Origin of the sequence: Rhizobium oryzihabitans, assembly GCF_010669145.1 — a bacterium.
In the GTDB taxonomy this organism is placed as follows: Bacteria; Pseudomonadota; Alphaproteobacteria; order Rhizobiales; family Rhizobiaceae; genus Agrobacterium; species Agrobacterium oryzihabitans.
In genome coordinates, this window is the sequence record NZ_CP048632.1 from 1,378,825 (window position 1) to 1,404,213 (window position 25,389).

At 58.6% G+C, this 25,389-nt stretch carries 30 protein-coding genes and 1 pseudogene; 25 read left to right on the top strand and 6 right to left on the bottom strand.

All coding sequences use genetic code 11. From position 1 onward, the window contains the following. Positions 1–43: 43 nt before the first annotated feature. The 21 genes from G3A56_RS07325 (at position 44) to G3A56_RS07425 (ending at position 14,080) form a co-directional block, all read left to right on the top strand. Positions 44–514, top strand: a complete 471-nt coding sequence (locus G3A56_RS07325; protein WP_003491981.1) for a phage protein Gp36 family protein — start codon at positions 44–46, stop codon at positions 512–514. Further along, the gene (locus G3A56_RS07330; RefSeq protein ID WP_035241010.1) at positions 511–996 is read left to right on the top strand and encodes a Gp37 family protein; all 486 of its coding nucleotides are present in this window, start codon (positions 511–513) and stop codon (positions 994–996) included. The genes G3A56_RS07325 and G3A56_RS07330 overlap by 4 nt, the downstream gene beginning before the upstream one ends. A 13-nt stretch (positions 997–1,009) precedes the next feature. Next, positions 1,010–1,231, top strand: a complete 222-nt coding sequence (locus tag G3A56_RS07335; protein ID WP_003491976.1) for a hypothetical protein — start codon at positions 1,010–1,012, stop codon at positions 1,229–1,231. A gap of 3 nt (positions 1,232–1,234) precedes the next feature. Then, positions 1,235–2,494: a phage tail sheath family protein gene (locus G3A56_RS07340; RefSeq protein WP_003491974.1), complete on the top strand. Its 1,260-nt coding sequence runs from the start codon at positions 1,235–1,237 to the stop codon at positions 2,492–2,494. Between the two features lie 15 nt (positions 2,495–2,509). Beyond that, positions 2,510–3,022: a phage major tail tube protein gene (locus G3A56_RS07345; RefSeq protein WP_003491972.1), complete on the top strand. Its 513-nt coding sequence runs from the start codon at positions 2,510–2,512 to the stop codon at positions 3,020–3,022. A 41-nt stretch (positions 3,023–3,063) separates the two neighbouring features. Continuing rightward, positions 3,064–3,381 carry a hypothetical protein gene (locus G3A56_RS07350; RefSeq protein ID WP_003491970.1) on the top strand — a complete coding sequence of 106 codons (318 nt, stop codon included), beginning with the start codon at positions 3,064–3,066 and terminating at the stop codon, positions 3,379–3,381. Between the two features lie 81 nt (positions 3,382–3,462). Further along, a complete protein-coding gene (locus tag G3A56_RS07355) occupies positions 3,463–3,828 on the top strand; it encodes a hypothetical protein (RefSeq protein WP_003491968.1) in 366 nt (121 codons plus the stop codon). Positions 3,829–3,854: 26 nt separating this feature from the next. Next, complete coding sequence (locus G3A56_RS07360) at positions 3,855–3,992, top strand: hypothetical protein (protein WP_003491967.1); 138 nt, start codon at positions 3,855–3,857, stop codon at positions 3,990–3,992. An 86-nt stretch (positions 3,993–4,078) separates the two neighbouring features. After that, a complete protein-coding gene (locus tag G3A56_RS07365) occupies positions 4,079–6,559 on the top strand; it encodes a tape measure protein (RefSeq protein WP_003491965.1) in 2,481 nt (826 codons plus the stop codon). 4 nt (positions 6,560–6,563) lie between these two features. Then, a complete protein-coding gene (locus G3A56_RS07370) occupies positions 6,564–6,740 on the top strand; it encodes a hypothetical protein (protein WP_003491963.1) in 177 nt (58 codons plus the stop codon). After that, a complete protein-coding gene (locus tag G3A56_RS07375) occupies positions 6,737–7,213 on the top strand; it encodes a phage tail protein (protein ID WP_003491961.1) in 477 nt (158 codons plus the stop codon). The genes G3A56_RS07370 and G3A56_RS07375 overlap by 4 nt, the downstream gene beginning before the upstream one ends. Next, complete coding sequence (locus G3A56_RS07380) at positions 7,210–7,479, top strand: tail protein X (protein WP_003491959.1); 270 nt, start codon at positions 7,210–7,212, stop codon at positions 7,477–7,479. Before G3A56_RS07375 ends, G3A56_RS07380 begins: the two co-directional genes overlap by 4 nt. A 2-nt stretch (positions 7,480–7,481) precedes the next feature. Then, positions 7,482–8,480 carry a phage late control D family protein gene (locus G3A56_RS07385; RefSeq protein ID WP_139009041.1) on the top strand — a complete coding sequence of 333 codons (999 nt, stop codon included), beginning with the start codon at positions 7,482–7,484 and terminating at the stop codon, positions 8,478–8,480. Then, positions 8,461–8,892, top strand: a complete 432-nt coding sequence (locus G3A56_RS07390) for a hypothetical protein (protein WP_003491955.1) — start codon at positions 8,461–8,463, stop codon at positions 8,890–8,892. Before G3A56_RS07385 ends, G3A56_RS07390 begins: the two co-directional genes overlap by 20 nt. Beyond that, complete coding sequence (locus G3A56_RS07395; protein ID WP_003491953.1) at positions 8,892–9,155, top strand: PAAR domain-containing protein; 264 nt, start codon at positions 8,892–8,894, stop codon at positions 9,153–9,155. Before G3A56_RS07390 ends, G3A56_RS07395 begins: the two co-directional genes overlap by 1 nt. Positions 9,156–9,266: 111 nt before the next feature. Continuing rightward, positions 9,267–9,674: a GPW/gp25 family protein gene (locus G3A56_RS07400; protein ID WP_003491951.1), complete on the top strand. Its 408-nt coding sequence runs from the start codon at positions 9,267–9,269 to the stop codon at positions 9,672–9,674. Next, on the top strand, positions 9,667–10,800 hold the full coding sequence (locus G3A56_RS07405) for a baseplate J/gp47 family protein (RefSeq protein WP_003491949.1): 1,134 nt from the start codon (positions 9,667–9,669) through the stop codon (positions 10,798–10,800). The genes G3A56_RS07400 and G3A56_RS07405 overlap by 8 nt, the downstream gene beginning before the upstream one ends. Further along, on the top strand, positions 10,793–11,452 hold the full coding sequence (locus G3A56_RS07410; RefSeq protein ID WP_003491947.1) for a phage tail protein I: 660 nt from the start codon (positions 10,793–10,795) through the stop codon (positions 11,450–11,452). Before G3A56_RS07405 ends, G3A56_RS07410 begins: the two co-directional genes overlap by 8 nt. Positions 11,453–11,455: 3 nt before the next feature. After that, positions 11,456–13,111, top strand: a complete 1,656-nt coding sequence (locus tag G3A56_RS29305) for a phage tail-collar fiber domain-containing protein (protein ID WP_003491945.1) — start codon at positions 11,456–11,458, stop codon at positions 13,109–13,111. Positions 13,112–13,119: 8 nt separating this feature from the next. Next, positions 13,120–13,611 carry a DUF4376 domain-containing protein gene (locus tag G3A56_RS07420; RefSeq protein WP_164056228.1) on the top strand — a complete coding sequence of 164 codons (492 nt, stop codon included), beginning with the start codon at positions 13,120–13,122 and terminating at the stop codon, positions 13,609–13,611. Positions 13,612–13,660: 49 nt separating this feature from the next. Next, the gene (locus G3A56_RS07425) at positions 13,661–14,080 is read left to right on the top strand and encodes a hypothetical protein (RefSeq protein ID WP_035241005.1); all 420 of its coding nucleotides are present in this window, start codon (positions 13,661–13,663) and stop codon (positions 14,078–14,080) included. On the opposite strand, the gene G3A56_RS07430 is transcribed toward G3A56_RS07425, so the two are convergent. The 4 genes and pseudogenes from G3A56_RS07430 to G3A56_RS07445 all read right to left on the bottom strand — a co-directional run bounded on the left by G3A56_RS07430 (position 14,081) and on the right by G3A56_RS07445 (position 18,775). Further along, positions 14,081–15,445: a hypothetical protein gene (locus G3A56_RS07430; protein WP_003491942.1), complete on the bottom strand. Its 1,365-nt coding sequence runs from the start codon at positions 15,443–15,445 to the stop codon at positions 14,081–14,083. Positions 15,446–15,784: 339 nt separating this feature from the next. Further along, positions 15,785–16,264, bottom strand: a complete 480-nt coding sequence (locus G3A56_RS07435; RefSeq protein ID WP_164056229.1) for a BA14K family protein — start codon at positions 16,262–16,264, stop codon at positions 15,785–15,787. Positions 16,265–16,441: 177 nt separating this feature from the next. Further along, on the bottom strand, positions 16,442–17,524 hold the full coding sequence (locus tag G3A56_RS07440; protein WP_137067523.1) for an FAD-binding oxidoreductase: 1,083 nt from the start codon (positions 17,522–17,524) through the stop codon (positions 16,442–16,444). A gap of 7 nt (positions 17,525–17,531) precedes the next feature. Then, positions 17,532–18,775: pseudogene (locus G3A56_RS07445) on the bottom strand (aromatic ring-hydroxylating oxygenase subunit alpha). A gap of 333 nt (positions 18,776–19,108) precedes the next feature. On the opposite strand from G3A56_RS07445, the gene G3A56_RS07450 reads away from it, so the two are divergent. The 3 genes from G3A56_RS07450 (at position 19,109) to G3A56_RS07460 (ending at position 22,247) form a co-directional block, all read left to right on the top strand. After that, on the top strand, positions 19,109–19,717 hold the full coding sequence (locus G3A56_RS07450; protein WP_164056230.1) for a DUF6656 family protein: 609 nt from the start codon (positions 19,109–19,111) through the stop codon (positions 19,715–19,717). Between the two features lie 65 nt (positions 19,718–19,782). Beyond that, on the top strand, positions 19,783–20,760 hold the full coding sequence (locus G3A56_RS07455; protein ID WP_082184605.1) for an L-threonylcarbamoyladenylate synthase: 978 nt from the start codon (positions 19,783–19,785) through the stop codon (positions 20,758–20,760). Positions 20,761–20,810: 50 nt separating this feature from the next. Next, positions 20,811–22,247 carry an FAD-binding oxidoreductase gene (locus G3A56_RS07460; RefSeq protein ID WP_082183819.1) on the top strand — a complete coding sequence of 479 codons (1,437 nt, stop codon included), beginning with the start codon at positions 20,811–20,813 and terminating at the stop codon, positions 22,245–22,247. A gap of 72 nt (positions 22,248–22,319) precedes the next feature. Here G3A56_RS07460 and G3A56_RS07465 read toward each other — a convergent pair whose 3' ends face one another. Further along, the gene (locus G3A56_RS07465; protein WP_082183817.1) at positions 22,320–23,180 is read right to left on the bottom strand and encodes a glycoside hydrolase family 75 protein; all 861 of its coding nucleotides are present in this window, start codon (positions 23,178–23,180) and stop codon (positions 22,320–22,322) included. Between the two features lie 154 nt (positions 23,181–23,334). Then, entirely contained in the window at positions 23,335–23,853 is a 519-nt protein-coding gene (locus G3A56_RS07470) for a glycosyl transferase (RefSeq protein WP_082184604.1), read from the bottom strand. A 244-nt stretch (positions 23,854–24,097) separates the two neighbouring features. Here G3A56_RS07470 and G3A56_RS07475 point away from each other — a divergent pair, with 244 nt between their 5' ends. Further along, positions 24,098–25,255, top strand: a complete 1,158-nt coding sequence (locus G3A56_RS07475; RefSeq protein ID WP_082183815.1) for a PA0069 family radical SAM protein — start codon at positions 24,098–24,100, stop codon at positions 25,253–25,255. Positions 25,256–25,389: the final 134 nt, after the last annotated feature.

The window sequence follows — 25,389 nt, forward strand, 5'->3', positions numbered from 1 at the left end:
TCCATCCCGCTCGTTTTCACTCTCACCCATGGATTTTTGACCGATGCCACGTTTTCTAACGGTTGACGAATTTACGACGATGTTCGGCCTTGCCGAAGTCTCGCAGATCGCGGGCATCGGTAATCTGAACGATATGGTCGGTCGCACGCTCGACGTGGCGAAGATCGAAACCGCCATCACCTTTGCCGAAGATATTCTTGTCGGTTATTCCCGCGCCCGTTACGCCGTCATCGAAACGCTCACCCCCGAAACCACGCCTCAGCTCGTCAAGGGCTTGATCGGTGACGTTGCCCGTTACCGCCTGCGCGACAAGTCGGGTGGACAGGGACAGGTCGAAACCACCGTGCGTGAGCGCCATGACGCCGCCATGTCAAACATCAAGGCCGTCGCCACGGGGAAATTCGAGCTTCCGATTGCTGGCGAACCGATCAACGGTGAGGCCGGATCGACCCGCGCTGACGCCATTATCCCGCCCTCCCGCGTTGCCGGTATTCTCTACGGGTGGAATTCATGAGCGAGGTTCTGCGCACCGCCCGCCCGCCGCTCATCATCGAACAGGTCGAAGATGCGCTTCTGCCGCACCTGAAGGAGAACGTCTCCGGCCAGTGCAAGGTTGAGAATTTCCCGAACGATCCAAAGCTCTACGATTTTTCGAACCTGCCCGCTGCTCTGCTCGTCCACTATGCCGGTTCCCGTTACGTGGCCCCGAAAGGCCCCGCCAACACCGCACAGGCCCGCGCCATGGAATGGTCGCTCGTGCTGCTGGTCCGGTCTTTGCGCGGCGAAGGTGGCGCTTACGCGCACCTTGAGGACATCCGCCTTGCCGTGCAGGGCCGCTCCTTTGCCGGTGCTGGCCCCGCCGTCATGACCCGTGACCAACTCATTGAAGAGGTAGACGGCGTCTGGCGCTGGGAAATCCGCATTTCCTTGCCGGTCCCGGCTGTCGCCCGCCACCATCTCCAGCCGCCGATCCGGCCCGCAACAGCAACCCCCTGAAGGAAAGAAGGATATGGCCAAGACGCCTTTGAACCGCAAATCGTATCGCTACAGTGGCCCGGTCACGCCGCTGGAAGCGGACGGAACCACCCGCATGCTCTTTCCCGGCACGTCCTACGCCGATCTGCCGGAAGACAACGACACCGTCAAAAACCTGATCGCCCGCAAGCTGCTCATTGTCGAAACCGGCAAGGATGATGCAGCGCCTGCCGACGCATCCGCTGAAGGAGCCTAAAACATGGCGGCAACTTTCCACCACGGCCCCGAAGTCATCGAACATAAGGACGGCGTGACAGTCGTTCGCGACGTGAAATCCGCCGTCACCTATGTCAACGGCACGGCACCCATTCAGGACGTGCATGCCACTGCACTGGCACGGGAAGACTACATCAACAAGCGCGTTATCATCCGCTCGCGGGCGGAAGGTGCGGCGGCGTTCGGCGCACACAAGGCCGGTTACACGATCCCGGCCGCACTGGATGCGATCTTCGATCAGGGCGACGGCGGCACGATCATCGTCAACAACGTCTTCGATCCGGACGTTCACAAAGAGGGCGCGAACCCCGATCCCTCCAAGGTGACAACCGTTGACATCAACGGCACGATTTCCCCTGCCGGTCTCGCCTCCGGTTTTTCGGGCGCCTACGAGTGCTACAACAATTTCGGCTATTTCCCGAAGCTCATCATCGCGCCTGGCTATTCGCCTGCCGCAACGGTTCGCGCCGAGATGGACGTGGTTGCCAGCCGCCTGCATGCCTTGGCGATTGCCGACCTTCCACTTGGCCTGACGAAACAGCAGGCCGTCGCGGCTCGCGGCGTGACTGGAACGGCCAACACTTCCAGCGCCCGCACCGTGCTGACCTATCCGCATGTCGTTATCGAAGACACGACAGGGGCTGCGGAAACGCGGCTCGATCCGCTGTCTTCGCGTCTGGCTGGCGTCATCATCGCGACCGATCTCAACGAAGGCTGGCAGAATTCGCCGTCCAACCGCGAAATCAAGGGCGTTGTCGATCTGGAAGTGCCGATCAACTTCTATCCGTCCGATTACCAGAACGACACCAACTTCCTCAACGAAGCCGGGATCGTTACCGCCATGCGATCCTTCGCGACCGGCATCCGGGTCTTTGGCAACCGCTCGGCGGCTTTCCCGACCTCGTCTCATGTCGAGAACTTCATTCATGCCCGCCGCATCCTCGACATGATCCACGAGGCGATCATCTTCTACACGATGAATTACGTGGATCGCCTTGGTTCGCCCATGACCGTCGAAGCGGCCGAAGAAGGCGTGAACGCCTATCTGCGCTCGAAGACCGACGTTGCCATCTACGGCGGCACTTTCCGTTTTGACCGGCAGAAAAACACCGCCGAGCAGATCGCGGACGGAAAGTTCTATTACCGGCTCGAATGCCACCCGATTTCGGTCATGGAGCGCATCACCATCGACTCGTATGTCGATACGAAATTCATTTCCAACGCGCTTTCGCTCGCGGCCTGACAGGAGGCATAATCCATGGCACGTAAAATCGGTCAGATCACGCAGTCCGACTGCTACATCAACGAGGTTGATGTGTGCGGGCGCGTGGCCGAGCTGGACATGGGCGAAATCGCCCATGCCGAGATCGAACACCAGACGCTCGGCATGATCGGCGTCCTGAAGCTCCCCGGTCGCCCGGTGCAGGCGATTGACGGCAAGATCACCTTCGAATGGCTGGACGAAGAAGTGTCCCGCACGATCCTCAACCCGACCAAGGTGCACAAGCTCCAGCTTCATTCCTATGTCGATGTATTCGATGGCGAAGGACTGAACAGCAACCAGTCCCATACGCTGATCACCCACATCGGCTTCCAGATGATGAAGACGGGCGGCCGCACCGCCAAGCTCGGGGAAAATCTCGGGCAGGAGCACGATATTTCCATCAGCTCCTTCAAGCAGTCCATCTATGGCGGCGAAACCCCGATCATCGAATTTGATGCGTGGAACAACATCTATCGCATCAATGGCGCAGACGTTTGGCCGCGCTGATAGCGCGTCCTGACACACCTTGAACCCTTTCTGAGGAACCCATGGTAAAGCGATATCTTTCATTTCCTTATCTGGCACTGTTTGGCGCAGCGACATTCGTATTGGCCTCTCTTTTCTTCACATCGCCGGTCCCGGCTGCGACGGAAAGCCGAAGTGATTTCTACAGCGTTATCGTCAGCGCCGACGATATCGGCCCGTTCGTCATGCATGTTTCCCCCGTTGCCATCGCGTCCATGGAGGTGGACGAATTCATGCCCTGGCATCAGGCAGTCAGGACGGCGCACCCTCTTGCCCCTGAATATGCCGAAAGCCTGAAGACGGACGCGCTCAACTTCATCGAAACCCGCATGCGCTGCTAACTCGGCACCCCTTCCAGCCTATCGGGCCGCGTTAGAGGCGCGGCCCTTCTTTCAAGTTCTAACGTCACACAGGAGACAACCGTGGCAGAAGAAGTCAAACTGACCGGCGTTCGCGCCAAGCTGAAGGCCCACAAGGATGCCAACGCCGGCAACCGCACCGTCACACTGGATGAAAGTGGCGTCGTTTGCACGGTCCCCAAGTTCATCAATCACGGCAAGTGGATGCGGGCACAGCGCATCGCTAAGCGCGACCATGCCAAGGCGCAGGTTGCCTTTGTCGCGGAAACTGTCCTCTTCGAAGGCGAAAAGCTGAACATCACCGAAGTTTCCGAACTCCTGTCCGCTGGCGATACCCTCCAGTTGATCGGTGAAGTCTTCGGCGGCGATGATGAAGCCGATGGTGCTGGTGAAGACGGCGAGGGAAACGGGACGACGCAGACGAAGTAAAACTGTCCGATCCGGCGCAGCACGTCATGATGGTGCAGCAAGGCTGGACAGATCGTTACCTTGATGCCATGAATGAAGACGAATTCTGTTTCTGGTATGAAGAAACAGTCGCCTTGGAAGAGGCGAAGGCCGAAGCGATCAAAGCAGCTTCAGGCAAAAACTGACCGGAACCGGGTTCCGGTCATTTCCCTCAGGATAAAATGCGATCTCTGGTTCCGGGGTATTCCGTCCCGACCGGAGACGCACGCGCATGAAGTTCCAGATGATTTTCGAGGGCGTGGATCGCGCCAGCAAAATCATGAACAAGCTCAAGGCCGCCGAAGACAAGACGGCGAAGGCCATGCGGGCGGGTGCAAAAGCTGGCGCTGCCGCTTCAGCCGGTGCCACGCGGGCGACGGAACGTCATGCATCGGCACTTTCAAAAATCGGCTCCATCGCCCGTTCGGCGTACAACGGCGTTGTTGCAGGTGCGCAGGCCGCCGCCCGTGCGACCGTCGCTCTGCACAATAAGACCATTGCGTTAGCGAAATCGGGTTTAGGGCAAGTTGCCTCCGGAGCCGGAAAAACCTTTCGCGGAGTGGCGCTTGCCGCAGGGGTTGCGACCGTCGCGGTCGGAGCTGCTAGTTTGGCTGCGGGCCAACTGATTGGCACCGCATCAAAATTCGAAAAATTCCAGACCATTCTCGAAACGACAGAAGGCTCCAGCGCCAAAGCCAAAGATGCGATGGCGTGGGTGACCAACTTCGCAGCGAAAACACCGTACGAACTGGACGGCGTTATGGACAGCTTTGTGAAGCTGCGAGCGTATGGCCTTGACCCCACTAACGGTCTACTTCGTGATCTTGGTGATGCATCCGCCGCGATGGGGAAGCCGCTTGAACAGGCGGTGGAAGCCATCGCGGACGCCGTGACGGGTGAGAATGAGCGCCTGAAGGAATTTGGTATTCGTGCCGCCAAAGATGGCGATGAGATCGCGTACTCCTACACCATCAACGGCCAAAAAAGGATCGCCAAGGCACTGGCATCGGACCCCGGCGGCATCCAGAAAGTACTGCAAAAAATTATGTCTGATCGCTTTTCCGGAGCGATGGACAAGCTATCCCGCACATGGGAGGGCATGATTTCCAATCTTGGCGATCTTTGGATGCAATTCCAGCTCGCTATAATGAACGCCGGTCTTTTCGACTGGATGAAGTCGAAACTTGAAATGGTTCTCGCCACCGTCAACCGTATGGCGGACGATGGCACCCTACAGCAGTGGGCGACCTACATCAGTAACCGCCTCGTGACAGTGCTTACTGCGGCATGGGAATTTGCCACTGGCGTCTATCAGGTGCTCTCGCGCCTTGGCGAATACCTCTCCGTCGCTGCTGAATATGTTGGTGGATGGGAGCGCCTTGCCGCTATTCTCGCGGGCATGGCCTTTGCGCCGATCCTGATTTCCACAGCGGCCGGTCTCGTCCAGATCGCCATGGGCCTGTCGATGCTGAGCGCGGCGCTAATGGCCAATCCCATTGCGCTTGCCATTGCTGCCATCGTCGCCGGTGCTGCTCTGATCTATCTCAACTGGGAGCCGATCAAGGCGTTCTTTATCGATCTTTGGAACTCAATGGCCAATGCCGCGACCAATGCCTGGAACACCGTCAAAGGCTGGATCGGCTTTGATCCTATGCCCGTTCTTTCCAAACTTTGGGACGCCCACCAGTTACTCGCCGCAATGGGTATTGAGGCGTTGCGCGGCCTTGTAGAGGCGGCATGGAGTAATCTTAAAGCCGTCCTTGAATGGTCTCCTGTCGAGACGATTTCAAGGCTTTGGGCTGGCCTGTCCACGACAGCGACAGAAGCGGTGGAAAGCGCGTTTGCAGCCGTAGACGCTGTTTGGTCGCGGATCAAAGCGTTGTTCGAATGGTCACCGGTCGAGGCAATCCAGAGATCGTGGGCCGGGATTTCCGATGCGCTTGGCGGATTGATCGACGGCGCAGCCGCCCGAGCTGGTGCAGCATGGGAAAAGGTGAAATCGGTTTTGAGCTTCAGCGGTGATGATACCGCTGAAACGCCCGCCGCACCCGCCACCATGACGGACGCCGTTGCTTTGCGCGAAAACGCAACCGTCGCCTTGCAGAAACTTGCGGAACTGGACGCTGCCGCCGCCAAACTCGTGCCGTCGATCACCAATGTCATCGGGCAGGCCCGCAGCTATCTTGCCGGGGTATCATTCTACGATCAGGGTGCAGCGCTGATGGACACCATGGCGGCGGGCATGCGGGCGCGTGCCGCTGTTGTGGTCGAAGAAATCCAGCGCATGACGCAGACGATACGCGATCACCTGCCGTCCTCGCCTGCGAAGATTGGGCCGCTTTCTGACATTCATCGCCTCAAATTTGGGGAAACTATCGCCGCATCGATCCGGGCCGAACCGATGGTCAAGGCCATGCGCGCCGCATCGGCCGCGACCATGGCGGCCGCCGCGATCTCCGCGCCGAACGTCGCGACCGCATCCACCGGCGCTGACGCCGCCCGTGCGCAGGTTGCTCGCGCATCCGTCCAGTCAGCGGCTCCCGCCAGTTCGGGAAACGTCTACCATTTCAGCCCGACCGTCCCGATCCCGGCCGGAGCCGGTGCGCCTGCCGATATCAAGCAGGCCGTGAAGGACGCGTTGCGGGAAAGTGGCCGGGAGTTCGCGGCCATGATGGAAGAAGAAGATCGCCGTAGGGGCAGAAGGGAAACGTAAGATCATGCGTCATCGCAACCGGTTCGAAACCCGCAAGACCGCCCTCAATGCCGTAGCCGAAGAACGGTCATGGCAGTGCGATTGCGGCACCATGCTTGAAGAAGGACAGGAGCGCCATTGCCGTTCCTGCCAGAGCTATCAGGAACAGTTGCTTGACTGCACGTGGGAGCTTGCGGAGTGATCTATCTTCTCGGCACCATCCCCTTCGGCGTTGCGCCACTGACCGGCCCCGTGTCGCACGGCATCGAGCGTGCGGGAACCTTCGTCCAGCATGCCACCACGCGGGGTAAACCGGCTCTTCAGGAGATTGGCGAAGAACTCGATACGCAGTCCTTCAGCTTCTTCTTTTCTGAGGAATTCTGCGACCCGGCCGCCGAACTGGCGAAGCTGGAAATCGCCTTTGCGGTCAAGTCACCGCTGCCCTTGTCGCTTGGCGACGGCACTTTTACCGGCAAGCGCTACGTGATCGAAAGCCTGTCGCTCGGGATCACCAAGACGAACCGCAGCGGCAGCCCCGTTAGAATTGAGGCCACCATGGGCTTGCTGGAAGACCCGCTGGCGGGTGGCCTGTTCGCGCAACTGACCTCAATCGCCAAGAGCCGTGCCACGGCGCTCTCCGGCAGCGCCACCACCAATCCGCAGGTGCGTAAATGACGGTGAAGCTGACAGGAGAGTATTTCGAGCACAGGACAATTGCCGGGGATCGCTGGGATTTGCTGGCCTATCGCTATTACGGTGACCAGTACAAACAGACGGTCATTTTAGAGGCCAACCGGCACCTGATCCTTGATGACCTGGCTGTGCAGCCGCTCATGCTGCCGCAGGGTGTCACGCTCAAAATTCCGGTGATTGAGGAAGAGGCCGCTAACACCAGCCTGTTACCGCCGTGGAAGCGCGACAAGCCGGATTATGGTGTTTGACCATGGCGACGAAACCTTATTTCTCGCTCATCTATAGGGGCGTCGATATCTCATCGGATATCAAGCCCATGACCACGTCGATCACCTATACCGACAAGGCTCACGGTGAGATCGATGAAATCGACGTGACAGTGCAGGACAAGGATGGCCTCTGGAAGAATGACTGGCTTCCGGAGAAGGGCGACACCATGGCGCTCACCATCTTCGACGGCGCAGGCGGCGTGCTTCCCTGCGGCACCTTCGAAATGGATGAACCGGAAGCGTCGGGCAGTCGGAGCGGCGACGAAATGACCATTCGCGGGCTTGCCGCGCCGATCTCGAAACCGCTCCGGACCCAGAAAACCCGTGCCTTCGAAAAGCAGTCGCTACGCCAGATCGTGGAAAAGGTCGCAGGCGAAAACAGTTTGTCGGTCGAAGGCGACATCGAGGAGCAGAATTTCCAGCGCGTTACCCAGCGCAGGGAACGTGACCTTGAGTTTCTAACGCGGCTTGCCGAAGACACCGGGCATTATTTCAGCGTGCGGGGCAATCGAGCGATTTTTACCAGCATCAAATCCGTGGATGGCCGTGCCGCCGCCCTGACCATCAGCCATGCGCAGCTCGGGCTGCAATTGCTGAACTACCGTTTTCGTTTCCAGACCGACAAGACCTATTCCAAGGCCAAGGTGACGGCCATGGACGAAAACCAGAAGTCCAAGATCGAAGCCGAAGTTGAGGACAGTGACGTAAAGACTGGTGACGTGCTCAACATCACCGGGGAGCGGGTGGAAAATGCTGCGCAGGCCGAAAAGCTCGCGAAATCCCGCCTGCATCGCAAGAATCGGAAATCGCTGTCCGGATCGGTCGAGCTGGTCGGCAATGTCTCGGCCGTCGCCGGCGTCGTAGTCGAGACCAGCGGTTTCGGCCGTTACGACACGCTTCTGGTCATCGACAGTTCCAGACACACAATGAGCCGTGGCGGCTATACAACGGGGGCAGAGCTTGTCAAAGCGAAGCGATAGTGAATACGGGCAGAACCCGACAGCGCGGCGCGGCATCGTCGTTGACCGCGATCCGAAGACGATGCGCGTCAAGGTCCAGTTCGAGGACGAAGACGAGCTGGTGACGCAATGGATCGACGTTCTGGCGAAATCCTCAACCGGGGTTTCCGCCTTCCAGATGCCCGGTGAGAAAGACGAGGTCTGGTGCGCCATGGACGCCAAGGGCGAAAGCGGCTGTATCATCGGCTCGCGTTATAATGCCAAGGATGCGCCTTCAGGCGATGCCAACGAACAGGTCGTGATCACCTTCGCCGGTGGCCACATCCGGCTCGATACGGGGAGCGGCAATCTGGACATCAAGATACCGGGCAGCGTCAATATTGAGGTATCGGGCGAATTCAACGTGAAGGCTGCGAAGGGACATTTCTCCTGATGCCGAAGATTGTCCGTCTTGGTGACGCATCCACGCACGGCGGCACCGTGATATCAAGCGCCGCGAACTGGTCCGCTGAGGGGGCGCTGATCGCCCGGAAAGGCGACATGCATTCCTGCCCCATTCCCGGCCATGGCGTCACGCCCATTGTCACGGGTTCGGGAAAGTACAGTTGCGAGGGCGCACCCATCGCCCGCGACGGCGATATCTGCGGCTGCGGCGCTGCCCTGATCTCTGGCGCTGCTAAATGGGAGGTGGATTAGGTCTCGGGCTTGTCATTTTAGCCTTTTGCCGCTAACCTTCCTACACCTTCAGCGATTGACCGGAACCGAGTTCCGGTCATTTTTGTTTGTGGCGTGCGGCACTGTCTCCGCATGATCGACAAGGATAAAATCACCCACCGCCACTGGTCCATGAAGGTCGGCCGCGCCGATCCTCAGACCGCCATTGCGCCGGACACCTACGGCCAGATCGTTACGGCGGTCGAAGACCTGTCGCAGTCGATGACCAACCTTATCCTGACGCCAAAAGGCTCGGTTCCGACCGAACCAGAAAAGGGTGTCGATATTCTCGGCTCCATCGACCGGCACCCGGATATCGGCATTCCCTACCTGACCCGCGAGATTTGGGACCAGATCGCGATCTGGGAGCCGCGTGTCACCGTCGAGCGTGTCGTGGTCAACATGGTGCAGTTTTCCCATTTCCAGACACAGGTTTTCTGGCGGCCGGTTCAGTCCGTGCTGGACGATCTTCAGGTAACGGAGGTCGTTTATAATGGCTGATCCCGTCAAGCGCACCCTTGAAGAACTGCGCGCCAATGGCGCTCCCGAATTTTTTGAGCGCGATCCGGCCGTGCTGAAGGCGCAGTTCAAGGCAAAGTTCGAAGCGGTTGCCAACCGAACGCTCTATCCGGCGCAAACGGAAATGTACCTGATCGAAGTCGCGGCTTATGCCCTGTCGTTGCTCAACGAGGCGGCGCAGACAGGCGTTCTTCAGAACACGGTCGTTTTCTCCGAAGGTATTCATCTCGAAAACCGTGCCGCCAATGTCTCGACCTTCCGGCTTCTGGCGCAGGCCGCCACCACCACTATCGAGTTTCGGCTATCAGCCATTCGGCTGCTGGACACGATCATTCCCAAAGGTACCCGCGTCGGCGCTGGCAATGCCGTGACCTTCGCCACCGATTCCGATCTTGTCATTCCGGCCGGGATGCTGGCAGCGACCGTTGGCGCAAGAGCGACGGCAACCGGCGCGACATGGAACGGTCTCGGCGTCGGCAAGGTGACGGATATTCTCGACCCGGTGGCATTTGTCACCAGCGCCAGCAATATGACGGATATTTCGGGCGGGACCGATATCGAAGAGAAGGAACGATTTCGCCTTCGCGCCGCCAACGCCCTTCATACGATCAGCAAGGCCGGACCTCGCGACGGCTATCGCGAGCATGTCATGGCCGTCAATCCGGAGATCGTGGACGTTGCGGTCATCCGACCGGAACCGGGCCACATCGATATTTACCCGCTTATGAAAACCGGCCTTCCATCGAATGAGCTGAAGACGGCGGTTCTAGCCTACCTTGATCCGAACACCCGCCGCCCGATGGGTGATTTTGTCGTTGTCCACTCTCCGGAACCGGTCAATTTCAACATGGTGCTGACCGTCCGCGTTCGCGAGGCGGCGGCCGGTCAGCAGGTGCTGTTCGAAAGCGTGGCGCAGGCGGCATTCCAGCCGTGGACGCAGGAGCTTGGCCCGCAGATCGCACCGTCTGTCGTCACGTCAGCGCTGAAAGCCCTGCCGCGTGTCGCGGACGCCAAGCTGACCAGTTTCGATTTCACCGACCTTGCCGCCCACGAGTTCCCGGTTTTGGCTTCGCTTGTCGTTAACATCGTGGTGGTGCCGAATGAGTGATTTCATTCCTGCCATCCTTGTTCCTCCCGGCGTCAGCGACCAGCGCGACCGCGATTTCATTGAGGCACTGTCCCAGACGCTCGCCACCTTCAGGCCGTCTGCGCTTGTCGTTCAGGATGCCTTGACGGCCCCGGCCGCGCTCTTGGCCATCATGGTGGTGGAAGCGGCGCTGCTCGATTTCATCTCTCCGGACATGCGCGAGGATTTGATGCGCGCCATGATCGACGCTGCACCTGAAATCCATGCCATGCGCGGAACGGTGGCCGGTGTGAAAAAGGCGTTAGAAACCATCGGCGTGTCCGCCCGCTGGACGCAATGGTGGCAGGAAGAGCCGAAGGCTTACCACGACACGCACAAGGTCGTTCTCTTTATCAACGATACCGTCATCAACGGCCATGCACCGCTCGATCTGCCGAACCAGAAGGCGGCGGCCCGCATCATCGCTGCCGCCAAGCGGCACAGTCAGGATATCGCCATCCAGTACGGCGTGCGCGGCGAAGCAACCCTTCGCCTTGGTGCCGCGTCCCGCCGTGGCCGCACTGTCCGCATCATGGCTCCGCAACTCGGTGATGCGGCCTATTCGATTTCCACCTTCGCGGGGACCGGAGCTTATGCGCTCCGCAGCATCCGCATCAACGCAAAGGCAGCTTGAGGCATGGCGCAGGCATATTTCTCTCTCGTTACCACCAACGGCAAGGTCAAGCTGGCGCAGAGCGCTGCCGGTGGCGATGCGGTTGTTATCACCCATTTCGCCATTGGTGACGGCAATGGCGCGGAAACCAACCCGACCGCCGCCAGCACAGCTTTGGTTCGCGAGGTCTGGCGCACGCCGGTCGAAAGCGTCGAAACCGATCCGGACAACCCATCTGCTATTCTGGTGACGGCGATCATCCCGACTAATGCCGGTGGCTGGTGGATGCGCGAGTTCGGTATTTTTGATCAGGCCGGATCGATGATTGCCGTCGCCAAGCCCGTTAGCCAGTACAAGCCGACCGCGCTCGAAGGTCAGCTTGAAGACATCCGTTACGAATTCCAGATCATCATTGGCGAAAACGCCAATGTGACGTTGCTGGTCGATCCTTCCCTGTTGTTTGCCACACGGGCTTGGGTAGAAAACCGCAAGGTTCCGATGGGTCAGCTCATGCGTCTGCCTTGGTTGCCTGTTCTGTCCATGACACTCTCCAGCGCTCCCGGCAACCCGGCCGTGGGTGACACCTACCTTGTTCCTTCTAACGCTACCGGCGTATGGGCAACCAATATCGGCAAATTTGCCGAGTGGAATGGCTCAGGCTGGAATTATGCTTCGCCGCCCGATGGTCATGGCGTCAGCCTGCCGGATGGCCGCGTGTTCGAGCGTATCGCCGGTACCTACGTCGAAAAGCTCGCGCTTGATGCTCAGTCCGGCAAATGGAGCTATGCTGTCGCCGGTGGCACAGCCAACGTGCTTACCGCTATCCTAACGCCGACGCCTCTTTCTCTCGCCAGTCTCGTTGGCGCGCCGATCAGGTTGTTGATTTCGACCACCAACACAGGCGCGTGCACGCTCAACATCAATGGCCTTGGCGCAGCACCGATCAAGCTCGATAACGGTAACGATCCGGCCGCAGGTGATCTGCCTGCAGGGGCTATTGCCCAACTTGTCTACACCGGCGCTGCCTTCCAGATTTCGTTCTCGACATCCATTTTGAACTCACGGCTGAACAGGGGAAGCGTCGTAGTCGTCTATTCCTTGGCTGGAACTTATTCGTGGGTGCCTCCGGCCGGAGTCCGTTCCGGCTTCGCGCGTGTTTGGGCAGGCGGCGCAGGAGGTGGAGGAAACCAGAGTGTCGGCGCTGGTGGCGGTGGTGGTGGTGGTGGATATGCGGAAGGTTATGTCACCGTCACACCAGGAGTTGCAGTTCCGATCATCGTTGGTGCTGGCGGCGCGGGCGGTGCCGGAAACGCGACGTATGGGGATGGAGCGCACGGCGGGAGCTCGTCTTTTGGATCCGCCATCTCGTGCACAGGTGGCGGCGGCGGTAAAGGCGCGCCACCAAACAATCAAGGGATCAGCGGCGGCGGCGGTATTGGTATGGGTGGCCACTTCCAATCGACAGGGGGTCAAGGATCGTCCGGAACGATCATCGGTTCAACTGGCATCGGGGGCGTCGGTGGGGCTGGAGCGTCAGGCGGCGGACCTGGCGGAGGGACATCAAGTGGCCAGCCGTCAGTTGGACAATCGCCCGGCGGCGGTGGCGGTGGCGGCGGCTCAAACTACGGCGGAGCATTTGGCGCTCCGGGAATGGTCATAGTCGAATACTACTTACCTTGAGGCAAGAGATGACAAAATTCGCACGTATTGAGAACGGCAACGTTCTGGAAGTCATCACACTTCCCGAAAATATAGCCGCAGAGGATGCTTTTCACCCCACCTTGGCTGCTAAATTTGTTGCCTGCGGTAAGCCAGTGGAAGCAGGGTGGAGCTACGACGGGAAAGCCTTCAAGGCGCCAGTCGAAGCAGCTCCAACGGCAGATGAGCTGCGGACCTATGCCGCAATGAAACGCTTTGCTGTCGAGACGGGCGGCATCGTTATCAACAGCGCAACTATCGATACAAGCCGCGACAGCCAGTCGATGATAGCTAACGCACATTCCTACATCGTCAGTTCAGGCGCGCCGTCTACAAGATTCAAGGCCCTATCTGGTTGGATCACGTTGTCAGCCGCCGAGGTCACGTCGGCAGCCCTTGCTGTCGGAGCGCATGTGCAGGCGTCATTTAATGCTGAAGGTGCAGTGAATGATCTGATCGCCTCCGGGGCATCGTGGACGTAGCTGGGGTAGATGCATTCGCGTGGCCTGCGAACGGTCCGGGAAACACGATATGAGCGAGGTGTGGTTCGACAACGGCACTGATTGGGACCCCAAAAACCTGATCATTTGCGAGGATATCGCAGACGAATACGGGTCGATCGACATCGATATCCGATATCCGGGCCTTGTTCCCGCTAACGCTAAGAGCCTCATCTTGACCGTCGAGCGAGGATTTACCGCTCTTCCGACGAGCGGGACCGGATGTGTGTCTCTGCGAGTTATGCCTTCTCGTTACAATCTAAATCGTGTGCTGGATCGAGCCAAAACGCAGGAGTGGGTGGTAGACGAGATTGGTGTTGATGTCGTCGCTGACGACGTTCGGATGCCAATAGCTCAAGGTAGGCGTAACTTCTTTTACGCCCTTCAGAGCAGTTGCCCTACAGAACTCAATAAGATGATGATTATCGATCTTTGGGGGTACACCCTCTAGCTACTCGGGCTTGAGCAGCAACCATGGCAGGATCGTTTCCGCGTTGGTTTCAAGGTAGACGTTGCGTTCCTGCACACTCTTTCCGATGTAGGGATGGTTGAGAAGCGTTAGGAAAACGAAGGCAACACTAACCGGTAAGGCGACGGTTGTTTTTCCTCCACCTGTCCATTGGCGAGACAGGCGTTCAGCCACGATGGGGACAATGAATGTGTACGGCATTATGTAGAACTCAGTTTGGTTGCCGTGCCGGACCACCAATGTAAATGCAACACCGGTCAGGAAAGCGGCGGAAAGTATGCCTAGTCGAGCGGACGCCGTGCCAAAGAAGTCGCCAAAACCGGAATTGATATAGCGACGAAATACGAGCAACGAAGCCGTTGCGCTATACAGGCAATAAGCCACGACGATTGCAGACAGCGCGACCGCCCAAAATGATACTTCCGGAAGTCTTTCGGATCGATAATACGGCAACCATTGAAAAAGGTGCCCGAACAGCCAGAAGACATTGGCAACGATCAATGAGTTATCGATTTTTGAAAATTCGTCTTGAGAGCCGGGATCGGCATAAAGCACAAAGTTCTCTATCGCCTGTTTTAGAACACTGAGCACCGATGCCCCTGTCGCAATAAGAACGATAAGGTCTGCGAGGAGAAACAGACCCAATATCGCTAGGCAGCAGTTTAAGCGACACCTAGCATCCGCATATTTTTGGACCTCGTAGGAGATCATGAAAGCCAGCAGGAACGGCAGAAAGATGATCGGTGGGGAATAGCAGACGACACCAAAAACGTTGACCACCAGTGCTAGGCCATAAGTCGCGTATCGGCGGTACAGCGTTCGAGGTGCAGCGGCAACGAGCAAAAACGAAATGAGCAAGAGCGTCTGAGAGATGATCTGTCTTTCGACAATAGAGGACAGAACAACGTGTTGTGCCGTCACCGCGTATGCCAACGACATGAGGATGCTCGTCTTTCGGTCCGCTCCCATCGAAATCGACAGGCAGAAAAGAAGGGAAACGTTAAGTGCGCCGAGTATCTTCGGCAACAAACTGGCGACTAGAAGTGCCTGCTCGAACGACACTGTAGTAAGGGGATTTGCAAATTCACGTACGGGATAAAAGGCCTCAAGCCACCACTGATAGAGGTTGTCCTGATACCAGTATCGAAGTTTCACACCGCCTGCCTGAACACCTTGGAGGGTGTAATAAATCACAGTCTGAAGGATGTGATTTCCGTCTAGGTTCCACTCCGCATACGGAACCAGAAGGCGAACGGCCAAGGCAAACAAAAATAGCAGCACAGCAATAATCGCGGTTCTCGAAACGGAAAGTCGTCGTTCACTGCTATGCTCATATGTGACAGTCATCGCCTTGCCCCGCCTTCCAAGTGTTTAGAGAAAGAGGTATTTGGCAATCACACTGCGGTCAACGACCATGTTGATAGTGGGAGCGCTCGCTGAATTTTTGTTGCCAATCGTTGTTGCGCGACACGCCATTCGATTTTGCGCGCTATAGGATGTTGATAGATGAGGAAACGGAGACGCTTTCATTCGTGCGGCTGCATGCCAGTGGCTTGCACAGCTTTCAAAGCCATTCATCTAGCCGGAGAAAATCTATCAGTGTTATGCCGCGTGGATGGACCAGAATGGGCAGCGGCTGGCAAGCTAGTTCTAACGGTCTAGAAAAATTTCTGTCCAGAAGTTATTTCATTTCTGTCCAGAAGGCGGCGGCGCGCCACAGCATATGCGGCGCGGACCGCTGGTCGGCTGGTAGGAGTTGTCGTAAGCGCGATACGAGCGCCAACGGTTCTGGCACCAGGACACATGGCTGCCGCCATAGGCAGGACGCGGCTGCTGCACGGCGCCACCGATGATCGCACCTGCGGCGAAGGCTGCCAGCGGGAACCAGTAACCGTTGTGATAACGGTAACCCGGACGACGATCGCGATAGCCACGATGGCCGTTGTAATATCCGTCACGCGGCGGGCGCGGGCGATACATGCGGTCACCGTGCCTGCGGTCGTAGCGGCGGTCCCATTCGCGGTACTGCACCGGAACGACATTATTGTCGGTGGATATTGCCGGCTTCGGCATCGGCACGGGCGCCTGGAACGCCTGCGACGGCGTGAAGCTGGTGAGGAAAACGACAATCGCCGTGGCGACGCTCGTTGTCCGGAAATTCATCATGATCTTCCTCCGTTTGCTCTGACGCGTTGAACCGCGCCTTTTCATCGCTCGCTCTCATCGGAGGTAAGGGTCAGCCCCATGGAACACCCGAAAAGAATTCGATGACGTGCAAACGAGTTTGAGGAAATTTAGTTCCACGACAAAAACCGGTGGAACTGGAAGGTGGTGCACAGCCTGTCAGGCTTCCACCTTCACGTCCGTCAGCGGCCTCGAGCAGCAGGCGAGAATATAACCTTCCTCGATTTCTTCATCGAGAATACCGCCATTGTGGTTCATCTCCACCTCGCCGGAAAGTTTCAGCACCCGGCAGGTGCCGCAAATTCCCGATTCGCAGGCAGCGCCGATGCGCACACCGGCAGCACGCGCCGTCATGAGAACCGTCTGGCCGGGCTGGCACGGCATTTCTTTTCCGGAAACGGTAAAGCCCACCATCGACAGCGCTTCGCCATCCGCATCGACAAGAACGCTTTCGCCGACGGCAACGGGAGTGGCGGGCGAAAAGCTTTCCTGATGGTAGCGCCCCATATCGAAGCCCGACGCTTCCAGCATGGAGCGGACGGCGGCCATGAAAGGCTCCGGCCCGCAGCAGAAGACGGTGCGTTCCATGAAATCATGCGCAAGCAATGCGATCTTGGCCTTGTCGACCATGCCCTTCAGGCCGGACCACAGATCGGTGCGGCCGCATTTCTCGACGATAAAGCCGAGAGACAGGTTCGGCATGAAGCGCGCGAGATATTCCAGCTCGTGACGGAAGACGATATCGCCGGGAGTCCGCGAACAATTGATGAAGGCAATATCGCTCTGCGGGGCGCGGTCGCTCATGTCGCGCACCATCGACATCATCGGCGTGACACCGGAGCCTGCCGAGATGAACAGATATTTGTCGCCGGGATGTTTGACGTAGGAAAAGTCGCCGAGCGGGCCGAGCGCCCGGATTTTCATGCCGGGCCTCAGATTATCGAACATCCAGCGGGTGCCGATGCTATTGGCCTGCGCCTTGACCGTGACCGACAGCGCATAGGGCCGCGACGGGCTGGAGGACAATGTATATGTCCGGTAGAGCGAATCCTTGCCGACCGGCAGTTCCAGCGTCACGAATTGCCCCGGCAGATAACGAAACCAGTTCTGATCCTCGGAGCGGAACAGGAACGTCATCACGTCAGACGTCTCTGGTGTCACCGAGATACATTCCAGCAGGTGAAGCTTGTCACTCCACGGCTTCATCTCGTCTATGTGCTTGTAGCTCACAACCATATTCATCTTCGCATCACGCTACAGCCGAAAGCCTGGCCTTGTCGCCGGACAGCCGGTCGACCATGAAATCGGCATACCAGTTGACGAACTGCATCACGCCGCCCTCGTCCTCCATGGAATAGGGGCCGGGCTCATAGGCGGGGGAACGAATGCCGAAGGCATTTTCCTCAACGATGCGGCGGTCCTGATCGTTGGTTTCGTTCCAGACGTGGGTGAGGTCTTCCAGATCGTAATCCACGCCCTCGACCGCATCCTTGTGCACCAGCCATTTGGTGGTGACCATGGTTTCGTTGGCGCTGAGCGGCAGCACCCGGAAGGAAATGGTGTGGTCACCGAGGAAGTGGTTCCACGTCGTCGGGTAGTGGAACAGAAGCAGCGCGCCGATATGGCTGATGCTGACATCGTCGGACAGCGGCCGGCGCACGGCGCGTTTGCCGGACATGGTGTAGCTTTCGGCCTCGCCGATCAGCGGCATGCGGGCGACGCGGAACTGGCCCTTGGGGTCGATCTTGAAACGGCTCGGCAGGCCGGCGGCCTCGCAGCGCGCCCAGTGGCCGCCGATTTCAGGATCGCTCGCACCACCATCCGTTCCCGTCACGCTCGGATTTTCGGGATAGGTGCGGCAGAGTTCCGGGTGGTTGGCAGCGCAATGGTAGCATTCGCGGTTGTTTTCCCAGACGAGCTTCCAGTTGCCCTTTTCGATGATAGTGCTTTCATGCGCGACCTTGGCCTCCCAGATGCGGTGCGGGGCCATGTAGCTTTCGACTTCGGCGCGCATCGGCGCGAAATCCGCCGGCTGGTCGGCAAGGCAGATGAAGACGTAACCGGCAACGGTTTCGCAGGCGACCGGCTTCAGGCCGAAATCCCCTTGTCGAACTCCTCGCCCATATGGCGGGCGAACAGCAGCTTGCCGTCCAGATCGTACGTCCACTGGTGATAGGGACAGACGAGACGTGCGGACTGGCCCTTCTGCGTGGTGCAGACGCGGGAGCCGCGATGGCGACAGGAATTATGGAAGGCACGGATCTGCCCGTCACGACCGCGCACGATGACGACGGAATAGGCCCCGACCTGAACGGTGAAATAGCTGCCGGACTTCGCCACCTCGCAATCATGGCCGACAAACAGCCAGTCGCGATACCAGATCGTTTCCATGTCCAGCTTGAAATAATCCGGGTCCGTGTAGAAAGGCTGTTCCAGACTGAAGCCTTCGCGGCGGTTCTTCAGCTGGCGCAATACGGTTTCACGCAATTCCATGGCCAAATCCTCGATCAAACCGCCCTGCCCGGCACCATTCACGCGGGCTGCGGAAGCATGATCCCATCTAAACACCGGCGGGTATTTGCGGCAGCGCAAACAGCGACATCGGCTTCCGCATTGGCGACAAATTGCGACATGCGCCGATGGCCGTCGCAGGCCATTCCGCTTGCGAAATCCGCGCGCTATTCGGTCCGATAAACCGCGTCGCAATATGACGCATGATGCTGCGCACATCCTATCAACCCGTCAGAAAACGGGGGTAACGGCGCAACGGAGTTTTAACGCTGCCTAAACTATGTTGGCTTATCGACAGCAACGAGGGCGCTCCTGGTGGAGAAGGCGACACGCATACGTTATTTCGATGCGGCAAAACATTCGGTCACGCCGATACGTTCCAATACCGCGCATTCGGACTTCCTGCGCACCGGACGGATCACCCGTTACGAAGAACGCTGGCTGCCGAAGGAGCGCGTCTATTACAGCCATGACGAGGTGGCCGCGATAACCGGGCGCAAGCTAGAAGCTGCCGCCGACGCCACCCATAGCCGTCTCAATGGCTTTCACCAGTCCATCCGCTTTCCCAAGATGGTTTTCCACCATCTGCTCGATGAACGGCCGCATCTCGGCTATTGCCATGTCACGGCGGCGAAAACCAGTTTCGACGCGCGCCGCCATGTTTTCTGGTCGTTCTATTTCGCGAATTTCTTTGCCGAGCTGAGTGGCGCTGAAAACTTCTTCGAAAATATCGATGCGCGTTATTCACGGATGTATTTCGCCGTCGCCATCAATGCGCTGCCCGATCGGGGCCTCGCGGTCGATACGTCCTTCCATCGCAGCGGCCTTCTGTTCCAGACCCATGATCCGCGTGTGGCCCTGAAGAACGTGCTGATGCTCGGCGCGCGCTCGGACGAGATGCGCAAGATCATCAAGGCAATATAAAAGCAGCGATAATGCTTCCCATAAAGGCTTGAAATACGCTATTGACCGCCCTGAAAGGCAGCATCATGGCGCGTCACATCAATATCGAAACCGAGCGGGAAACCGCCTTGCAGGCAGCCGTTAGCGAGCTTGCAGACGGCCAGCCCATCGCCCTGCCGACGGAAACCGTCTATGGCCTTGCTGCCGACGCCACCGATCCGGCCGCCATCACCCGTATTTACGAGACGAAGGGCCGGCCGCAGTTCAACCCGTTGATCTGCCATATGGCCGATATCGCCATGGCCGAACGTTACGCGGTTTTTGACCCCGTATCGCGCCGCCTCGCCGAAGCCTTCTGGCCCGGCCCGCTGACGCTGGTTCTGCCCCTCAAACCGGCAAGCGGCATTCATTCGCTCGCAACGGCCGGGCTCGACACGGTCGGCATTCGTGTGCCGCAGGGTTTTGCCGGTGATTTGATCCGAAGGTTTGACCGGCCGCTGGCCGCGCCGAGCGCCAATAGTTCCGGCAAGATCAGCCCGACGAGTGCGGCCCATGTCGAGGCCGATCTCGGTCAAAAGATCAATCTTATTCTCGATGGCGGGGCAGCTTCCGTCGGCGTCGAATCCACCATCGTCAAGGTGGAAGAGGATGGCCGGGTGCGGCTGCTCCGTCCCGGCGGCATTGTCACAGAGGAGATAGAGCGCGTTGCCGGCAAACGGCTCGAGCGGCCGAAAAAAGCCTCTGCCGCCATTGAGGCGCCCGGAATGCTCGCCTCGCATTATGCGCCGGGTGCTGCCGTGCGCCTCGGTGCAACATCGGTTTCCCCCGGCGAAGCGCTGATCCGGTTCGGCGGCATCGCCATTGCCGGTGAAGAGGCGGCACGCACCGTGCTCGATCTCAGCCCTTCCGGCGATCTTTCCGAGGCCGCCGCCAATCTGTTCGATTATCTCAAAGCCGCCGATGCTAGCGGTGCGGCTACCATCGCCATCACCGCCATTCCCACCCATGGTCTCGGAGAGGCGATCAACGACCGCCTTTCCCGCGCCGCCGCGCCGCGAGGCTGACGGCACCCAATCCTTTCGCCCATGTTTCAAAAGACAGCGAGACGCCGCCCATGACGACCACCGCCATCCCCTCCTCCGACATCCTCGACCGCTTTGCCGCCATTGTCGGCGAAAAGAACGCGGTCCGCGACCCGGCGGAAATGGCGCCGCGCCTTGTGGAAAATCGCGGGCTTTATCGCGGGGCCTCGCCGTTGCTCATCAAGCCCGGTTCGGTCGAAGAAGTTGCGGCCATCCTGAAGCTTGCGAGCGAAACAGGAACCCCCATCGTGCCGCAGACCGGCAATACCGGCCTTGTCGGCGGCCAGACACCGCGTGCGGACGGCACCGATATCATCCTGTCGCTCGAGCGCATGAACCGCATCCGCGATATCGATCCCGTCGCCAATATCATCGTGGCGGATGCCGGCTGCATTCTTGATGATATTCACAAGGCCGCCGATACGGTGGAGCGCATGTTTCCGCTGTCGCTCGGCTCGCAGGGGTCGTGCCGCATCGGCGGCAATCTGGCCACCAATGCCGGCGGCACGGCGGTTCTCGCCTATGGCAATATGCGCCAGCTTTGCCTGGGGCTCGAAGTGGTGCTGCCAACAGGCGAAATCTGGAACGGGCTGCGCCGGTTGAAGAAGGACAATACGGGTTACGACCTGCGCGACCTCTTCATCGGCTCGGAAGGCACGCTCGGCATCATCACCGGTGCGGTGCTGAAGCTTTTCCCGAAGCCGCTCGGTCATCAGGTGGCCTTTGCGGGGCTTGGCTCCACCGAAGACGCGCTGAGATTGTTCGAAATGGCCTCGAACCTTTGCGGCACAGCGCTGACCGGCTTCGAACTGATGCCGCGCATCGGCGTGGAATTCACCAAGAGACATATTCCCGGCGTGCGCGATCCTCTCGAAAATCCGCATGACTGGTACGCACTCATCGACATTTCCACCTCCGATTCAGCGGAGACGGCGGAGACGATGATGCAATCGCTGCTGGAGCGCGGGTTTACGGCCGGGCTTGTCGAGGATGCGGTGATCGCGACATCGGAAGCGCAGCGACAGGCGCTCTGGCACATGCGCGAAAGCATGTCGGATGCACAGAAACCCGAGGGAGGTTCGATCAAGCACGACGTCTCAGTGCCGGTTTCGAAGATACCGGAATTCATGGCGACTGCGGAAAAGGCGGTTATCGCCGCCATTCCGGGCGCCCGCGTCTGCGCCTTCGGCCATCTCGGTGATGGCAACATCCATTACAATATTTCCCAGCCGGTCGGCGCCGACAAGGCCGAGTTCATCGGCCGCTGGCGTGATATGAACGAGATCGTCCACAGCATCGTGCTGTCGCTCGGCGGCTCGATTTCGGCCGAACACGGCATCGGCCAATTGAAGCGCGACGAACTGGCCGCCATCCGGCCCGGCATCGAAATGGAATTGATGCGGCGCATCAAGCATGCCTTCGACCCTGCCGGTATCATGAACCCCGGCAAGGTGCTCTCCGCCGGTTAAGCTGACCGAAGATCTGATCGAATACGGGCGGCCCATCGCCGCCCGCTTTCCGTCAGGATAGGACAACTCAAACTAGCGTGCACATTCGATCAATTTCTCAATGCCGCCCCATTTGTCGAATTGCTCTTTTCCCATCGCGGCAATCTCGGCACGCCATTTTTTTGCGTCGACGGTGGGATGAGACGTTTTTCCGGGAAAAACGACCGTAATGACCGGGATCGGATCTTTATTTTTCTTCTCGTCGGCAATGCCTGATTTTGCTCTCAGGACGCCACCCTTGTTTACCAAAGGGTTGTTGCCGATATCCTGATGGAAGCGCACGGACGCTTCGCCAAGCTTACCGCCATCAGCATAAATCCCATAGGCGAAACGTTTGGTTGCCGGGCGATAAACGACGGCTATGTCGCCACCCTTCACACCATACTTCCTCACAAAACTACCAGACAAAACAACATACGGAATTTCGTTGGCATCGACCCAATGCCTTTGTGTTCCTGCCGGCCCATCCGGAACCGAAACGGAAGTCTCCGTTATGAAAGCCTTTCCCGGCAGGGGATCGCCAGCCTTTTGAACTATCGGCCTATTGTTCTCGTCTTTGGAAAAACCAAATATCCTGACCTTCGAATAATCACCGGTCGCAACAGCTTTCTTCCAGGCATCGCGGCATTTTTTCTGCCATCCATTCCGGTCAGTATCGGGTGTTGACCCCACCGCGGTCACTCCATCGCAGGTGTAGGACAGGCCTTCGCCGTTCACCAGATAGGAGTTCGGCGCCCCATCGGCATCAACTTTGAGTTCTTTCGTGGTGAAAACGACGCCCCCCGTTCCACATAGGGCCTGGGACAAAGCTGTCGTCGGCAAAGCTAATATTGTAGCAAAACAAAAGGCAGCGTGGATTTTAGAAGAATGAGACTGAAAGAATCCGCAGAACATGCAACCCTCCCCTGAAAGACATGTATAGGTTGCATTTATTCATGCAGAAGTCGAGTCCATCTTCTTGCTTCTCGGCAAAATTTTGCAGTTTCCAGGTATCGCAACCCAGTTCAGTCTTCAGTTGATTATACTTTGAGAGTTTAAGCGCTTCAGCTTAGCTTGAAGGTCGCGCTGTCCAGGCCGGAACCAGCTCTGCATTCAGGCGGCGCGGCTTTTGCGCGTGGACGAGCTGTGACAGGCCCATGCCGGGTTTTGCGATCGCCACCGCATGTTTCTTCGGCATCAGGTAGCCATATTCCAATGGCGGCTGGCGGCGGATGATTCGGCTGAAGAACGGGCGCTTGTGGTAACGGGATGGGGAAAACCGCGCCGGCTCCGCACACACTGCCACATAGTCGAGGATTTCCTCGATCCAGCCGCTCTGCGGGCGTGCGCCCGGTTCGACCAGCAGGATCCATTGTCCGCGCGCCGAATGCATGACATCGGCAATGTCCCATTGCACATAAAAACGGCAGCCGGCGGCGTCGGCGACACGCGACGACCCATCGCGCGAACCGTGATCGAGGACCACAACATCGCTTACAAGCCCCTCCACGGCACCGGTTACGAGCGCAGACAGCGTGTGCGCCAGTTCCGGTTCCTGATCCCGGCATTCCATTATGACTGTCAACATATGCATAGCTCTAACGCATCGCACAATAAATTGCCACTCCGCTCGTCACGGGAAAATCCACGATGGCCTTATCGCGGCACGACCAGGCGGAAGATGCCGATCGTGATTTTTTGTTCTTGTAATGTTCTCATTTCTGCGTTAGGAATTTAATCATTCGAAGCGGCAGTGAAAGCCTCTTCGAGCGGAAACGGTTTAGGGCGTTGGGCGTGCCTTCAAAGGTGCGTCATGACCTTGGAGCATCCAGATGAGAGACCATACGCTTTCAGGGCAGGCTGCCTTTCAGCCGCGCCATACGCCTGACATTGCCAATGCGCTGGCCGATGCATCGGGCCTGCGGATCGAGATCGACCGTCGTCGCGGCCGTGGCGCGGGTCTCAACCCGGACGGGCGTTTCGAGGCCCTGCAGCGGGAGGTTTTCGACGATGGCTGGCAAACCCTCGAAGAGTTGCCAGCGTTCCGCACCGAGGTGCAGGTGGAAAAGCCGCGCAGCATTATCAGCCGCAATGAATCGCCCGACATTCCGTTCGACCGCTCCATCAATCCCTATCGCGGCTGCGAACATGGCTGCATCTATTGTTTCGCAAGACCTACGCACAGCTATATGGGGCTTTCGGCGGGGCTGGATTTCGAGGCCAAGCTGTTTGCCAAGCCGGATGCGGCAAAGCTGCTCGAAAGGGAGCTGGCGAAACCCGGCTACAAGGCGCGCGTCATCGCCATCGGTACCAATACCGATCCCTATCAGCCGATAGAGCGCGAATGGCGCATCATGCGGCAAATACTGGAAGTGCTGGCGAAGGCCGAGCACCCTGTCGCCATCGTCACCAAATCCGCGCTGATCAAGCGGGATATCGATATTCTGGCGCCGATGGCCAGGAAGGGCCTCGCCAAGGTCGGCATTTCCGTGACGACGCTGGACCGCAAGCTGGCGCGCAGCATGGAACCGCGCGCCGCAACGCCGGAAAAACGGCTGGAGGCCGTCAAGGCGCTGACGGATGCTGGCATTCCCGTGGCCGTCATGATGGCGCCTGTCATTCCGGCGCTCAACGATCATGAGATCGAGCGCATTCTGGAAGCCGGCAAGGCCGCCGGCGCAACCGAGGCCTCCTATGTGCTGCTGCGCCTGCCGCTGGAGGTCAGCCCCCTCTTCCGCGACTGGCTGCTGCGCAACTATCCGGACCGCTACCGGCATGTCATGTCGCTGGTGCGCTCCATGCGCGATGGCAAGGATTACGATGCGGAGTTCGGAAAGCGCATGAAGGGCGCCGGTCCCTATGCCTGGCAGATCGGCAGGCGTTTCGAGATGGCAACGAAACGGCTCGGCCTCGTTCGCCGCGGCATTCATCTGCGCGACGATCTCTTCGTGCCGCCGGGTGGCGCGGGGGTGCAATTGTCGCTGCTTTAAGCAGCAGATGCGGAAAGTGTCCGAGGGTGATGAATGCCGGAACTGAAGACGGCGTCGTCCCCGGGCTCGGTCCGGAGATGACGCCGACCATGAAGGATAATTCGCCAATAATTGGAGGCTCTGTGAGCCTTTAA

Coding starts and splice junctions, on each gene's coding strand:
- G3A56_RS07325 (WP_003491981.1), top strand. CDS start 44: ATGCCACGTTTTCTAACGGTTGACGAATTTACGACGATGTTCGGCCTT.
- G3A56_RS07330 (WP_035241010.1), top strand. CDS start 511: ATGAGCGAGGTTCTGCGCACCGCCCGCCCGCCGCTCATCATCGAACAG.
- G3A56_RS07335 (WP_003491976.1), top strand. CDS start 1,010: ATGGCCAAGACGCCTTTGAACCGCAAATCGTATCGCTACAGTGGCCCG.
- G3A56_RS07340 (WP_003491974.1), top strand. CDS start 1,235: ATGGCGGCAACTTTCCACCACGGCCCCGAAGTCATCGAACATAAGGAC.
- G3A56_RS07345 (WP_003491972.1), top strand. CDS start 2,510: ATGGCACGTAAAATCGGTCAGATCACGCAGTCCGACTGCTACATCAAC.
- G3A56_RS07350 (WP_003491970.1), top strand. CDS start 3,064: ATGGTAAAGCGATATCTTTCATTTCCTTATCTGGCACTGTTTGGCGCA.
- G3A56_RS07360 (WP_003491967.1), top strand. CDS start 3,855: ATGATGGTGCAGCAAGGCTGGACAGATCGTTACCTTGATGCCATGAAT.
- G3A56_RS07365 (WP_003491965.1), top strand. CDS start 4,079: ATGAAGTTCCAGATGATTTTCGAGGGCGTGGATCGCGCCAGCAAAATC.
- G3A56_RS07370 (WP_003491963.1), top strand. CDS start 6,564: ATGCGTCATCGCAACCGGTTCGAAACCCGCAAGACCGCCCTCAATGCC.
- G3A56_RS07380 (WP_003491959.1), top strand. CDS start 7,210: ATGACGGTGAAGCTGACAGGAGAGTATTTCGAGCACAGGACAATTGCC.
- G3A56_RS07385 (WP_139009041.1), top strand. CDS start 7,482: ATGGCGACGAAACCTTATTTCTCGCTCATCTATAGGGGCGTCGATATC.
- G3A56_RS07395 (WP_003491953.1), top strand. CDS start 8,892: ATGCCGAAGATTGTCCGTCTTGGTGACGCATCCACGCACGGCGGCACC.
- G3A56_RS07400 (WP_003491951.1), top strand. CDS start 9,267: ATGATCGACAAGGATAAAATCACCCACCGCCACTGGTCCATGAAGGTC.
- G3A56_RS07405 (WP_003491949.1), top strand. CDS start 9,667: ATGGCTGATCCCGTCAAGCGCACCCTTGAAGAACTGCGCGCCAATGGC.
- G3A56_RS07410 (WP_003491947.1), top strand. CDS start 10,793: ATGAGTGATTTCATTCCTGCCATCCTTGTTCCTCCCGGCGTCAGCGAC.
- G3A56_RS29305 (WP_003491945.1), top strand. CDS start 11,456: ATGGCGCAGGCATATTTCTCTCTCGTTACCACCAACGGCAAGGTCAAG.
- G3A56_RS07420 (WP_164056228.1), top strand. CDS start 13,120: ATGACAAAATTCGCACGTATTGAGAACGGCAACGTTCTGGAAGTCATC.
- G3A56_RS07425 (WP_035241005.1), top strand. CDS start 13,661: ATGAGCGAGGTGTGGTTCGACAACGGCACTGATTGGGACCCCAAAAAC.
- G3A56_RS07430 (WP_003491942.1), bottom strand. CDS start 15,445: ATGACTGTCACATATGAGCATAGCAGTGAACGACGACTTTCCGTTTCG.
- G3A56_RS07435 (WP_164056229.1), bottom strand. CDS start 16,264: ATGATGAATTTCCGGACAACGAGCGTCGCCACGGCGATTGTCGTTTTC.
- G3A56_RS07440 (WP_137067523.1), bottom strand. CDS start 17,524: ATGAATATGGTTGTGAGCTACAAGCACATAGACGAGATGAAGCCGTGG.
- G3A56_RS07455 (WP_082184605.1), top strand. CDS start 19,783: ATGGCGCGTCACATCAATATCGAAACCGAGCGGGAAACCGCCTTGCAG.
- G3A56_RS07460 (WP_082183819.1), top strand. CDS start 20,811: ATGACGACCACCGCCATCCCCTCCTCCGACATCCTCGACCGCTTTGCC.
- G3A56_RS07465 (WP_082183817.1), bottom strand. CDS start 23,180: ATGTTCTGCGGATTCTTTCAGTCTCATTCTTCTAAAATCCACGCTGCC.
- G3A56_RS07470 (WP_082184604.1), bottom strand. CDS start 23,853: ATGTTGACAGTCATAATGGAATGCCGGGATCAGGAACCGGAACTGGCG.
- G3A56_RS07475 (WP_082183815.1), top strand. CDS start 24,098: ATGAGAGACCATACGCTTTCAGGGCAGGCTGCCTTTCAGCCGCGCCAT.